We start from the raw sequence: 12,636 nt of genomic DNA on the forward strand, positions 1-12,636 counted from the left end.
TATGCGGAAGACGAAAAAAGCCTGCACCAGTTTGGGCAAGCTTTCTTCACGGCGAAAATCCGTTTTCGCCTTTTTCTTCATGGAATTTTTCAAAAAACAGATCTGCTTCTTCCTGCGAAAATTCATCTTCCGGCTGTTCGGGAAACGGCGGCAGTTCTTTTAAACTTTTCAGCCCGAAATGGTCAAGAAATTCTTTGGTCGTGCCGTAAAGGATCGCCCGCCCGGCACCTTCCTGCCTGCCGACTTCCTGGATCAGCCCTTTTGCCATCAGCGTCTGCAGCGGCCTTTCTGTTTTTACACCACGGATTTCTTCGATTTCAATTCTTGTAATCGGTTGTTTATAGGAGATGATCGCCAGTGTTTCAAGTGCCGCCTGCGATAATGTATTCGTATTCGGCGATTCGACCAGTTTTTTCAAATACGGCGCATGCTCTTTTTTGGTTGCCAGCTGGTACGTGCCTGCCAGTTCAACGAGCGTGATGCCGCGATCCGGGTCGTTTTCGTACTGTTCTTTTAAATTCTTTAAAATTTCAACTGCTTCAAACTCTTCAATTTCCATTACATGGGAAATTTGTTTCAGGGAAAGCCCCTCGTCCCCTGCTACAAACAACAGGCTTTCAAGGATGCCTCTCCAATGGACGATTTCCATATCAATCCCCCTCTTTCCTTACAACGGTAATGTCGCCGAAATTTTCTTCCTGTACCGCCATAATTTGATGGCGCTTGATCAGTTCCAGAACAGCCAAAAAAGTTACGACAATTTGTTCTTTATCATGAAAAGAGAATAAGTCGTAAAATTGGACGCTTCCCGGCGCCGTTTCCAGCTGTTTTAAAATTTCAGCCATTCTTTCTTCGATCGAGATTTCCTGCCGTGTGATTTTGGTAAACAGCGGTTTTTGCAATTTTTTTCTGCGCAAAAGTTTATTTAACGCGCCGATCATATCATAGATCGTCACATTGGCGCCGATTTTTTTTCCATCTGCGTCCGGCGCAAACGCCGACAAATCGCTCGGCGGCTTGGTGAAGATTTCGTTGCGGCCGGCTTCAAGGCGTTTGAATGTGCCGGCTGCTTCCTTGTATTTTTTGTATTCCAGGAGGCGCTCGACAAGTTGTTCGCGCGGGTCTTCTTCCACCGTATAATCTTCATCCGGTTCGGACGGCTCCTGTTTTGGCAAAAGCATTTTGCTTTTGATCGCCAAAAGTGTGGCCGCCATCACAAGATACTCGCTCGCGACGTCCAGTTCAAGCTCTTTCATTGTATGGATGTAATCCAAATACTGCTCGGTAATTTCAGCCACCGGAATATCGTAAATGTCGATTTCAAGCTGGTGGATCAGATGCAAAAGCAGATCGAGCGGCCCTTCAAACGCGCCGATTTTCACTTTATATTCCATAAAATTGTACACCGTTCCTTTTTCAAAACGTCAAAATAAGTATAGCCTGAAACGTATGCATCTCCAATCAAAAGCGCGCAGATGGGCAGGAGTCCATACATGTTCCGGCACGCCTACATAGTATACCATGTAATGACTGTTGAGGGAGGGGTTATCATGGCTGACGGTTTTGGCTGGGGCAGCGGATTTGCGTTAATTGTCGTGCTTTTTATTTTGTTGATCATTGTCGGCAGTGCGTATATCTGGTAACCGTAAAAAGGGCCTCCGGGATCAAGCCCCGGCAGGTCCTTTTTGCCGTATTCGAAATAAAAGAAGACCCGGTCAAGACGGGTCTTCTTTTTCAGCACACTTATGGAAGAAGTCAACAATGTATTTATTCGGAACCACTTCTTTTCCTTCATACATTTGTTTTAAAGCCTTGACCATGCTTTTCCCGATTCCCTGGTCGCGATAAGAGGGATTGACGGAAATATGCTGGATTTCCACTTTGTCCCCATCCAGCACTACCCCGATCAGGCCGACAATGTCATCATCCTCTTTCCATAAAAAAAGCTGCCAGTTGTCCTCTGTTTCGTACAATTGCTTTGTTTGCTGCAGCTTTTTCAAATCTTTTTCATCTGGCATAAAGGACAACAGGCCCATGGCAATTTTATCGAAAGATTTTTTATACCGAATTAACATACTGAATCCCTCGTAATCATCCAATTTAATTCAAACGCTTTACTTATTAGTATATTCCTATTTCAGAGAAAGTAAACAAGGCACGTACAATATTTTCCAAAAGCAAAGCCGGAAAACAGGCGCCATCCGCTTCCCCGCCGCGGATTTGTCAAGAAAGCGGCACGCGCAGGCGGAGATCATTGCGGATCAGGTCTTCGTACGTCTCCCGCTTTACGACAAGCTCATCTTTGCCGTTTTCGACAAACACAACCGGCGGGCGCGGGATCCGGTTATAGTTATTTGCCATCGAATAGCCGTAAGCGCCGGTGCAGAATACGGCCAAAAGATCATTGCTGCCTGTCTTCGGCAGCGGCAGATCCCAAATCAGCATATCCCCTGATTCGCAGCATTTCCCGGCAACAGATACGGTCTCTTCACACTTATCAAGCGGGCGGTTGGCCAGCACCGCTTCATATTTTGCGTCATAAAGCGCCGGGCGGATATTGTCGCTCATCCCCCCGTCAACCGCAATATACTTTCTGACATGCGGCACTTCCTTGCGGGACCCGACTGAATAAAGCGTCGTCCCGGCTTCGCCGACAAGCGAGCGGCCCGGTTCGATCCAGATCTCGGGGAGCGGCAGGCGGCGGGAACCGGCCTGTTTCTTCACTTCTTTGACGATTTCTTCCACATAATAAGCAGGCGGAAGCGGGTGGTCTTCTTCCGTATAGCGGATGCCGAAACCGCCGCCAAGATTAAGCACTTCCGGAAGATAGCCGTACCTGGCATGCCACTCGTCCAGTTTATCCATAATTTTCCGCACAGCCAGGACAAAGCCGGCTGTTTCAAAAATTTGCGATCCGATATGGCAATGCACCCCGAGCAGTTTTATCCGGCCGGATGCCAGCACCTGCTTCAGCGCTGCCTCCGCCTGCCCGTTTTGCAAGTCAAAACCGAATTTTGAATCTTCCTGGCCCGTTAAAATATAATCATGTGTATGGGCTTCAATGCCCGGTGTGACCCTTAAGAGCGCGGAAACTTTGCGGCCTTTTTTTGCACACAGATTTTCCAGCATGTCAAGCTCGTAAAAATTATCGGCAACGATGCAGCCGATTCCGGCATCAAGCGCCATTTCCAATTCTTCCCGGCTTTTATTGTTGCCGTGGAAATGAATGCGTTCAACAGGAAAACCGGCAGCAAGTGCGGTATACAGCTCCCCGCCTGAAACAACATCCAAAGACAGCCCCTCTTCATCTGCAAGCTGGATCATGGCAATGGCGGAAAAAGCCTTGCTGGCATAAGCAATCTGGGATTTGACGCCGAGTTTCCGGAATGTTTCCTTGAATGCTCTGGCCCTTTGCCGTATTAAAGCAACGTCATATACATAAAGAGGCGTTCCGTAACGGGCAGCGAGACTTACCGTGTCAACACCGCCGATTTCGAGATGCCCCTTTGCATTCACCTTTACCGACCCGTTATGCTTCATGTTTTCAACCCCACCTAATATTCCGCCAATCGGGAGAGAAGCCTTCCCGGCATAAACCGGGCAGGCATCCGGCTCCCTTTCCTGCAACTTTTGCGTTAATTTTCTACTAACTTTAACATAAAAACAGGCTTTCTGCAATAGTTTCAAGCTTGAGGCGGCTGGCGGAAGCGGTCGACCGGGCGGACAATGCTCGGGCGGTATTTGGAGCCCGGAATCGGCTTTCTGAACAGGATTTGGAAAAATGCCTGCGGGTTAAACGGGATAAACGGCCAGAAATACGGCGTGTTCAACGGACGGATGGACACAAGGAACAGCAGAAAAACGGTGCTGCCGATCACAAAACCTTTGACTTTAAAAAGCGCCACGATAATCAGTAAAATCATTCTTACAAGTTTATTCGCCACGCTCAGCTCATAACTTGGCGTGACAAAAGTCCCGATTGCCGCGGCGGATACATACAAAATGACTTCCGAAACAAACAGCCCGGCTTCGACCGCAATCTGTCCGACTAATACAGCCGCAATCAAGCCCATTGCGGTGGCGAGCGGCGTCGGCGTATGGATGGCGGCAATCCGCATAAACTCAATGCCTAAATCAGCGATAAGAAGCTGAAGGACAAGCGGGACATGCGACTGCTTATTCGGCCCGATATAATCCAGTTGGTCCGGCAAAAGCGACGGTTCCACCGCCACTAAATACCAAAGGGGCAGGAGAAAAAGAGAAACGGCAATCCCGAAAAACCTTACCCAGCGGATAAACGTGCCGACTGCTGCAGCCTGGCGGTATTCTTCGGCGTGCTGCATATGGTGGAAAACCGTTGTCGGCATAATCATCACGCTTGGGGAGGTATCCACCAATACAAGCACATGCCCCTCCAGCAAATGGGTGGCCGCGACGTCCGCCCGTTCCGTATAGCGGATCAGCGGGAAAGGATTATAATTTTGCTTCAAAATAAATTCTTCCACTGTTTTATCTGCCATCGTAATCCCGTCAATATCGATCGCCTTCAGTTCTTTTCTGACCGTTTCGATGACGCCCGGATCTGCCACGCCTTCAATATAAGCAATCGACACATCCGTTTTCGAGCGTTCGCCGACTTTCATCATTTCAAAGCGCAGTCGCTCATCGCGGATCCTCCGCCGCGTCAAGGCCGTGTTGAGGACGATGTTTTCGACATAACCGTCACGCGCACCCCGGACGACTTTTTCCGTATCCGGTTCCATCGGCGTCCTTCCCGGATAATTGCGAACATCGATAATAAATGCTTCTTGCTTCCCTTCGACATAAATGGCGATCAGCCCGGACAGCACTTCATCCACCATTTCATCATAGGTTTTGACTTTTTCGACCTGCAGATGGACGATATAATTTTCAACAAGTTCATGCACTTTTCCGGAAGAAAACTTGCCGTTATTTAATTTCAGCAGTTCTTTCATAATTTGGATAATCGAAATCGTTTCCGTGAGCCCGTTGACATAGTACAGCTGGATTTCTGCATCAAGGACCCGGATTTTTCTGACACCGATATCATAGCTGATGCCAAGCCCGACTTTATTTTTAAAAAATGCTTCCACTTCTGCCGGATTGGATGAAATCGGCCTTTTCCTGCCTGCTTCAGCCATTCTTGAACCCGCTCCTTTCCAAGATCAGGCGCACCGCTTTTTCCGTGATCGGGGCGCCAATATGATAATCGTCTTTTTTCGACATTTTGCCGACATCCCCGATACCGACAATAATGGGCACGTCCAGCCGGTCAAGACTGTAAACCGTGTCCCCGTTGATTTTTTTCAAATCCATTTCCGGAATGCCGAATTTGTCCACCCCGTACGGCGTTATTTCACCGGTATTGTCAATGCATACATCCACCCTTGACCATTCGGCCTGATGGGTTTTCGATGCGACCGCAATCACGCCGAGCACCTCGATGTGCGGATGACCGGCCACAAAAGTGAGCGCCTCTTCGCCGGATCCCGGGCCGATCACCCCTGAATCATCGAACATGGCAAAAACAGGGTCTCCGGCCGCCTTGAGGATCAGGTCCGCGATCTGTTCCCCCTTCAGCCGGGTCGGATTTCCGTATGACTGTGAAATACAGCGCCCGCCAATTTTTTTCGCAACGCATTCGATTGCTTTTTTCGCATACTCATCCCCGTCCGTGACAAGGATCACCCGCCGTTTTTCCACCATGCCGGTTATTCCTTTCTTAATGATTTACATAGTAAAGCCATTGAAATAAGGCGCCGGCCACCTTCCCGAGCACGATCGCCATCAATGCGCCGGCAAGACGCCCGTCCATTCCGATTCTTTTGGAAAAAATTGGGATGACATTGACCACTTCCGTGAGCGCCGCAGCAAGCATGCCGACAAACAGTCCGCAAAACAACCCAACAGGCGCCGCAACGATTACAGAAAGCCGGCCGCCTTCGTCACCGAGCCCCCACCATGTCCCGGACAGCACCCCGAATACAACGGCCCATTCGTATGATTGGATGAATCGTTCCGTCCTGGACAGCTGGACAAGCCGCGGCACAATGCCAAGCACCGTTAAAAAAGCCACATATCCGCAGCCGACCACAAGCCCGCCGCCGAGCCCGCAAAACACGGTGAAGATCTGCTTAAGGATGGTCAAAATGTTTCATGTTCTCCTTATTCTCATTCAACAGGATATAATGGTCGATGTCCTGTTGATAGTTAAAAATTTCAACTTCAAGCGGGCTCGGTTCTTCATTAAATTTTTTCTTAAATGCATGGTTAAAAAAAATCACCATACCCGCCCCGAGGCCGAGCGTATAGGGAATTTGAAACATAAGCGGCGTATTGTCGCGGATGCCTGTAATCAGGTAATAAATTTTTTCCTGGGCAGCCCGCATGTCGACGTCTTCATGAAAATTGATAATCCCGAGCGCGGAACCTAAAAACAGCAAAACCCAAATCAACATAAAAAACAAAATCGGCAGGTATCTCTTTTTTGCAGCTACTTCCACAATCGTTGCCGCCGGGCCGACAGGAGATATGGCAGCGTCCGGAACCTTTTTCTTGATACTGGAAATAATTTTCATCATGTCAATGACAACGGTGTTGCCGTCAGCCTTGGAAATGGTTTGGACGGGAGTGTCCAAAAGGGTTTCCTGTATACCGGACGGCGCGTGAATCTGGGCAATATGGGATAATTTTACAGTAAAGCCCGGATTGACGCGAATACGGTGGCGGAGCCGCAAATAAATCGTTTCATCCACTGCCTTCACCCCCTGCTTTCATACGTTGTGTTTGTAGTATGTGATATTGGAAGATTTTCATGCACCGGTTTAATGTTGTATGTATCGTATGATCACTTTTGCACGCTTCCTGTGCTTTTTTCCATTGCCGGAGTCCGGGGAACCGTGTATCCCGTGTTATTTTCGGGAAAAACGCTTCAGTTGGATGGCACATCCGGGAATGAAAAAAGCGCACGTTTACAATTCCATGCGCTCTTTCATCACTTCAAGTATTTTCTTTTCAAGCCGTGAAACCTGCACCTGCGAAATGCCAAGCCGTTCCGCCACTTCGGACTGTGTCTGGTCTTTGTAATAGCGGAGGTACACAATCAGTCTTTCGCGTTCCTCAAGCCCTCTGATCGCTTCCTGGAGGGCAATCTGGTCAAACCACTTCTGGTCGTTCTGGTCTGAAATCTGGTCAAGAAGCGTGATCGGGTCGCCATCGTTTTCATATACCGTCTCATGGATCGATGATGGGGCTTTGCCTGCCTCCTGCGCCATGACGACTTCTTCCACCGGCATCCCGAGTTCTGATGCAATTTCATGCACGGTCGGCGATCTCCCCAGCTTTTTCGTTAACTCATCGCGGATTTTGCGGATCCGGTTGCCCGTTTCTTTCAAAGAACGGCTCACCTTTACCGTCCCGTCATCGCGCAAAAACCGCTGGATTTCCCCGATGATCATGGGGACTGCATAGGTGGAAAATTTGACATCATACGAAAGATCAAATTTATCAACCGATTTTAACAGCCCGATACAGCCGATTTGAAATAAGTCATCCGGTTCATATCCGCGGTTTAAAAAGCGCTGGACAACCGACCAGACAAGGCGCATATTTTTTTCAACGATCAGGTCGCGTGCCTCCTGGTCGCCTTCCTGGCTGCGCCTGATCAGGTTTTTCACTTCCTCATCTTTTAACCGGGCTTTATTTTCTGCCTTTTTCAGTTCTGCATCCATCGGCACGACTCCTTAATTGCATAAGGCGTTTTTCAAGGCCAAATGCTTTTTTAGACGAATGATGGTGCCTGATTCTGGCTGCGACTGGATTTCTACATCGTCCATAAAGTTTTCCATGATCGTAAAGCCCATTCCGGATCTTTCCAGTTCAGGCTTTGTTGTAAATAACGGTTGCCTGGCTTCTTCAATATCCGCTATGCCTTTCCCTTCATCGCGGACGGTAATTTCAACCGTGCCGTCGTCACAAATGGCAGCCGATACATAAACCATTCCATCCGGGTTTTCTTCATATCCGTGAATAATCGCGTTTGTTACCGCTTCGGATACGACCGTTTTGATTTCGGTCAATTCATCAAGCGTCGGATCAAGCTGGGCAACAAAAGCGGCAACCGCCACGCGGGCGAAAGATTCATTCCGGCTGAGCGCGGAAAACTGCAATTGCATTTTATTTTTCATTCAGGCAACCCCCAATCTGTGCAGCGCGTATTGTTCCGATTCATCAAGGCGGATGATTTTAAAGAGGCCGGACAGTTCAAACAGCCTTTTTACGGCCGGAGAAATGGCGCAGACGATCATTTCCCCGTTTTTCTGCTTGATCTGTTTGTATCTTCCCAATATCACGCCTAAACCGGAGCTATCCATAAAGGAAAGCTGCTCCAGATTTAATACAAGATGGCGGATGCCGTTTTCTTCAATTGCTTTTGTCACGCTTGCACGCAAGCTTTCAGCCGTATGGTGGTCCAATTCCCCCTGCAGCCGGATGCACAGGACATCTTTTTTCACTTCCAGGTCAATAGCCAGACTCACAATTAAAGCCTCCTTCGCTGTTAATAGTGAGTCATTTCGACCTTGATTCCCGTTTTTCCTTCTGGGAGACAAAAGAAGCTTTAAAAAAACAGAAACCTGGCGGATTCGACATCAATCTTTCTGGACAAACATGCCTGCCGCACGTTTAAACAGCTGCCACCAGCCTGCGCGTTTCACTGTTTTGTCGGCAACAAGCGTTGTTTTTGCAAGCACCTTTCCGTCATGGCTGACAGTCAGTGTTCCAATTTCATCGCCTTTTTGGACGGGGGCCTGCACATTTTTTTTGAGCTCCACGTTTTTTTTCAAATTTGACAATTTGACGCCTTTTTTCGTCAGCACCGATACCGGTTCGCTCGTGACCGCCTGGACGTGCCGCATGCTCCCTTTTGACACTTTGACCTGATCAAGCACCGCGCCTTTTCTGTAAAGCGGATGGGAGGTGTACTGGCTGAACGCATAGTCAAGCATTTTGGAAACCTGGGCGTTCCGCACTTTTGTTGATGGCGCCCCGAAAACGACGGCGATCACACGCATGCCGTTTTTCTTTGCCGTTGCGGTCAGGCAGAATTTTGCCTCATTTGTAAAACCGGTTTTCAGGCCGTCAACGCCCGGATAATGGCGGACCAGTTTATTGGTATTGACGAGCCAGAACTTTTTATCGGAGCCTTCCCTTAAGTAATCTTCATATTTGCCGGTGAAATTTGTAATGCCGTGATGTTTCAGCAATTGCTTCGCCATGACGGCCATGTCATAAGCTGAACTGTAGTGGCCTTTGACAGGGAGCCCGGTCACATTTTCAAAATGGGTGTTTTTCAAACCGAGCGCTTTTGCCCGTTCATTCATTTTGTCGACAAAAGCTTCCTCGCTTCCGCCAATTCTTTCCGCCATCGCAACGGCCGCGTCATTTGCCGAACCGATCGCAATCCCTTTCAGCATTTGTTTCACCGTCATTTCTTCGCCGGGCTCGAGAAAAATTTGCGATCCGCCCATGGATGCCGCATACTCGCTCGTCCGTACTTTTTCATCCATTTTGATTTCGCCTTTGTCGAGCGCTTCCATAATTAAAAGCATGGTCATGATTTTCGTCATGGAAGCAGGCGGCAATTCTTCATGGCTGTTCTTGCTGTACAGCACCTCGCCCGTGGCCTGTTCAATTAAAATGGCGGATTTCGCTTCCGGCGCCAGTTCATTTTTCTTTTCGGCTGCGAACGCTTCAGGCACAAGGACGCCAGAAGCGAGCATGAAGCAGGTAACCAAACCAATGATTTTCTTCATGATGACCCTCCAACTTGTAAAATCGTAAAACGTGAAAACAAAACCTCCGTACACGCTGGGAGATATGTATAAAATCATTTTTTCCAGTTGCGCCATTTTTATACTGGACAAATTCCCTTTCTTCTCATCCGCGGAATGCCGGCTGCCGGACAAATAAAAAACGCACGGTTTTTACGCCGTGCGCCTTAAAGATCTGTTTTTGATTTGCCCCTGTGTTCCCGAAAAACGAGGCCCTGCCAAAACCGCCGCGCCCGGAAAAGCAGGCGGCGGGTTTAAGCCCTTGGATGGAATTTCGCATAGACATCCTTTAACCTCGTTTTTGAAACATGGGTGTAAATTTGTGTTGTGGAAATGTCGGCATGGCCGAGCATTTCCTGTACCGCCCGCAAGTCTGCCCCGTTTTCAATCAGATGGGTGGCAAATGAATGCCTCAGTGTGTGCGGGGTGATGTCTTTTTCAATATTGGCTTTTTTCGCAAGCGCCTTTAATATTTTCCAAAAGCCTTGCCGTGAGAGACGGGCGCCGTGATGGTTCAAAAACAGGGCATCCGTTCTTGTTGTTTTTGAAACCAGTTTGGGGCGCCCTTCTTTTAAATACCGGTCAAGTGCAGCCGACGCCGTGCGGCCGACCGGGATGATCCTTTCCTTGTCCCCTTTTCCGATACATTTTATAAATCCCATCGATAAATGCAAATCATCAAGATTAAGGCCGGTCATCTCACTGACGCGCATGCCGGTTGCATACAGCAGTTCAAGCATCGCAGCATCCCGCATATGAAGGGGCGTATCCCCTTTTGGCGCGGCAAGGAGCGCTTCCACTTCCTGAACGCTCAGCACTTTCGGGAGCGTCCGCTCGGGCTTCGGGGTTTCAATATGGACAGTCGGATCCTGGCCCGCAAATTTTTCCCGCAACAAAAATTGATGAAAAGACCGGATGGAGGCGACATGCCTGGCAATCGTCTTCGAGGACTTTCCCTGCTGTTTTAAAAAGTTCAGAAAATGGAGGATGTGAAACCGTGTCACTTCATCCCAGGATGAAACAAGCTCCACTTTTTGCAGATAGCGGAGATAATTATGCAGATCGCGTTTGTAGGACGCGACCGTATTTTCAGCAAGCCCTTTTTCAACGATCATAAAATGCATGAAATCTTTGATTTGATCTTCCATTCCGATTACTCCCCATCCATATAAAAGAGCAGCAGCCGTTCTGCCCAGGCAGGCTTATGGTCCCCGGCACTCACCTTTACAGCCGCGCCTTTTGGTTTTTCATAACGGTGGTAGCTTTCATATTCCTGGTTCACCCAAAGCAGGGCAAAGTAGAACAGCAATGTGCAGCATAAAAATAATATGAAGACTTTAAGCGCATGAAGCAAAAGTTTCAGCCACGGCATATTCCGCCCGCCTTTCTGTATCGCTTTACATACAAGCTATGACAGACTTCCGCCGTTTTATACATCCATTTATGTAAAAATATCAGCTGTAAAATGCGATGTTATAAAAAACCTTTTCGTCGTGCGAAAAGGCCGGTTATTTTTCGTTTTTTCCGTTTTCGTTTCCCTTTTCTTTTTGCTGGCACCGGTAACAAATCCCGTGAAATGTCAGGCGATGGTCTTTTATAATAAAATTCCAGCGGCTTTCCACAACTTTTTCGACATTTTCCAGCAAATCTTCCTGAATTTCGTCCACCGCGCCGCATTCAATGCAGACAAGATGATGGTGAAAATGTGCGGCGCCTTCCTGCCTCAGGTCATAACGGTATACCCCGTCGCCAAAATTGATTTTGTCCACCACTTTCAGTTCGGACAGCAGTTCCAGCGTGCGATAAACGGTGGCCAGGCCGATTTCAGGAGATTTTTCTTTCACAAGGAGGTATACATCTTCCGCACTTAAATGGTCTGTTTCATGTTCCAGCAAAACGCGCACGGTTGCTTCCCGTTGCGGCGTCAGTTTGTAACTGGCCGAATGCAATTGCTTCTTAATTCTATCAATACGAGCTTCTTCCATGATTCCTCCCCCTTGCCGCTGTCTCTGATATTATAGCAGATTAAGGGAAATAGTCAAAATGAAATGATTATAAACAGTTAAAAACAACATTTATTACTTAAGAATCATTTTAATGAATCATCTTCATCACGGCCTGCATCAGCTGCGGGGAAAGATAAGCCTCGATGCAGGCAGCCGCGAGAGATGCGATGAAAACAGCGAGAAGCACACTGCAATACTTTAAAAACAATTGAAAAAAAGCAAAGTGGGCAGCCTGTTTCATAAAAATTTTCCGGATCAGGTTCAAGGAAAACATGACAGCCATCACCGAGGTGAAAATAAACAAAGGAATGATCAACAAATTTTGCGGGAGAACGGTCACAAACGAAAGCAAAAAACCGCCCCATTTCATCTGGTTGACAAGAAAACCGATCGAAAACCCGACGACAAGCCCCTTTAAAAATAAGAGAACAAGAATGAGCGGCAGGCCGATGATCGAAATCCCGAGCAGCCAGATGAGGCCGAGAAATTTCAAATTGTGCAAGAAGCTTGAACGGAACAGGTCCTCAGGCGCGGCAAGTTTGCCGGTTGAGACTTGTCCGAAAAATTGCTTTAAATAAAAAAACAAGTCTTCTTTCTGTGCGATCGACAGGCTGTTGACGATGACGGCGCCAAAAATGACGCCCATCAGGAACAACGCGATGACAAATGCATAAATAGAGGAGTTTTCCCGGATATGGCGGCTGACAGGATTTTGCAGGGCAATTTGCTTCATGAGCGGCGTCCCCTCCTTCAAAAGATTAGCACTTGCTATTAATCTA

17 protein-coding genes are annotated in these 12,636 nt (G+C 48.1%); 1 reads left to right on the forward strand and 16 read right to left on the reverse strand.

Going from position 1 to position 12,636, the window contains the following annotated elements:
* Positions 1-46: 46 nt before the first annotated feature.
* Together scpB and NST20_RS08420 are read right to left on the reverse strand one after the other, a co-directional pair.
* Complete coding sequence (scpB, locus tag NST20_RS08415; protein WP_013859549.1) at positions 47-649, reverse strand: SMC-Scp complex subunit ScpB; 603 nt, start codon at positions 647-649, stop codon at positions 47-49.
* Between the two features lies 1 nt (position 650).
* Positions 651-1,394 (reverse strand): segregation/condensation protein A, encoded by a 744-nt coding sequence (locus NST20_RS08420; RefSeq protein ID WP_013859550.1) that lies wholly within the window; start codon positions 1,392-1,394, stop codon positions 651-653.
* Between the two features lie 156 nt (positions 1,395-1,550).
* Here NST20_RS08420 and NST20_RS08425 point away from each other — a divergent pair, with 156 nt between their 5' ends.
* On the forward strand, positions 1,551-1,643 hold the full coding sequence (locus NST20_RS08425) for a YjcZ family sporulation protein (RefSeq protein WP_014098115.1): 93 nt from the start codon (positions 1,551-1,553) through the stop codon (positions 1,641-1,643).
* 72 nt (positions 1,644-1,715) lie between these two features.
* Here the strand turns inward: NST20_RS08425 and NST20_RS08430 are convergent, their stop codons facing one another.
* The 14 genes from NST20_RS08430 to spoIIM form a co-directional block, all read right to left on the reverse strand.
* Positions 1,716-2,075: a GNAT family N-acetyltransferase gene (locus tag NST20_RS08430; protein WP_017553614.1), complete on the reverse strand. Its 360-nt coding sequence runs from the start codon at positions 2,073-2,075 to the stop codon at positions 1,716-1,718.
* A 148-nt stretch (positions 2,076-2,223) separates the two neighbouring features.
* Positions 2,224-3,540: a diaminopimelate decarboxylase gene (gene lysA / locus NST20_RS08435; protein WP_029141276.1), complete on the reverse strand. Its 1,317-nt coding sequence runs from the start codon at positions 3,538-3,540 to the stop codon at positions 2,224-2,226.
* Positions 3,541-3,683: 143 nt separating this feature from the next.
* Positions 3,684-5,162: a spore germination protein gene (locus NST20_RS08440; RefSeq protein WP_342399280.1), complete on the reverse strand. Its 1,479-nt coding sequence runs from the start codon at positions 5,160-5,162 to the stop codon at positions 3,684-3,686.
* Positions 5,155-5,727 (reverse strand): stage V sporulation protein AE, encoded by a 573-nt coding sequence (locus NST20_RS08445; protein WP_258921480.1) that lies wholly within the window; start codon positions 5,725-5,727, stop codon positions 5,155-5,157. Before NST20_RS08445 ends, NST20_RS08440 begins: the two co-directional genes overlap by 8 nt.
* A 16-nt stretch (positions 5,728-5,743) precedes the next feature.
* Entirely contained in the window at positions 5,744-6,169 is a 426-nt protein-coding gene (locus NST20_RS08450) for a stage V sporulation protein AB (RefSeq protein ID WP_041819123.1), read from the reverse strand.
* Positions 6,156-6,776 (reverse strand): stage V sporulation protein AA, encoded by a 621-nt coding sequence (locus NST20_RS08455; protein ID WP_342399281.1) that lies wholly within the window; start codon positions 6,774-6,776, stop codon positions 6,156-6,158. The genes NST20_RS08450 and NST20_RS08455 overlap by 14 nt, the downstream gene beginning before the upstream one ends.
* Positions 6,777-6,992: 216 nt before the next feature.
* On the reverse strand, positions 6,993-7,751 hold the full coding sequence (gene sigF, locus NST20_RS08460) for an RNA polymerase sporulation sigma factor SigF (RefSeq protein WP_013859558.1): 759 nt from the start codon (positions 7,749-7,751) through the stop codon (positions 6,993-6,995).
* 12 nt (positions 7,752-7,763) lie between these two features.
* Complete coding sequence (gene spoIIAB / locus NST20_RS08465; RefSeq protein WP_013859559.1) at positions 7,764-8,207, reverse strand: anti-sigma F factor; 444 nt, start codon at positions 8,205-8,207, stop codon at positions 7,764-7,766.
* Positions 8,208-8,558 (reverse strand): anti-sigma F factor antagonist, encoded by a 351-nt coding sequence (gene spoIIAA, locus NST20_RS08470; protein ID WP_014098106.1) that lies wholly within the window; start codon positions 8,556-8,558, stop codon positions 8,208-8,210.
* Between the two features lie 111 nt (positions 8,559-8,669).
* Complete coding sequence (locus tag NST20_RS08475) at positions 8,670-9,833, reverse strand: D-alanyl-D-alanine carboxypeptidase family protein (RefSeq protein ID WP_342399282.1); 1,164 nt, start codon at positions 9,831-9,833, stop codon at positions 8,670-8,672.
* A gap of 272 nt (positions 9,834-10,105) precedes the next feature.
* Positions 10,106-10,999: a site-specific tyrosine recombinase XerD gene (gene xerD, locus NST20_RS08480; RefSeq protein WP_133536817.1), complete on the reverse strand. Its 894-nt coding sequence runs from the start codon at positions 10,997-10,999 to the stop codon at positions 10,106-10,108.
* A gap of 5 nt (positions 11,000-11,004) precedes the next feature.
* Positions 11,005-11,223: a YqzK family protein gene (locus NST20_RS08485; protein WP_013859564.1), complete on the reverse strand. Its 219-nt coding sequence runs from the start codon at positions 11,221-11,223 to the stop codon at positions 11,005-11,007.
* 136 nt (positions 11,224-11,359) lie between these two features.
* Entirely contained in the window at positions 11,360-11,836 is a 477-nt protein-coding gene (locus NST20_RS08490) for a Fur family transcriptional regulator (RefSeq protein WP_013859565.1), read from the reverse strand.
* Positions 11,837-11,945: 109 nt separating this feature from the next.
* Positions 11,946-12,590 carry a stage II sporulation protein M gene (gene spoIIM / locus NST20_RS08495; protein WP_340702686.1) on the reverse strand — a complete coding sequence of 215 codons (645 nt, stop codon included), beginning with the start codon at positions 12,588-12,590 and terminating at the stop codon, positions 11,946-11,948.
* Between the last annotated feature and the right edge of the window lie 46 nt (positions 12,591-12,636).

The organism is Weizmannia sp. FSL W8-0676, assembly GCF_038593015.1.
In the GTDB taxonomy this organism is placed as follows: domain Bacteria; phylum Bacillota; class Bacilli; order Bacillales; family Bacillaceae_C; genus Weizmannia; species Weizmannia coagulans.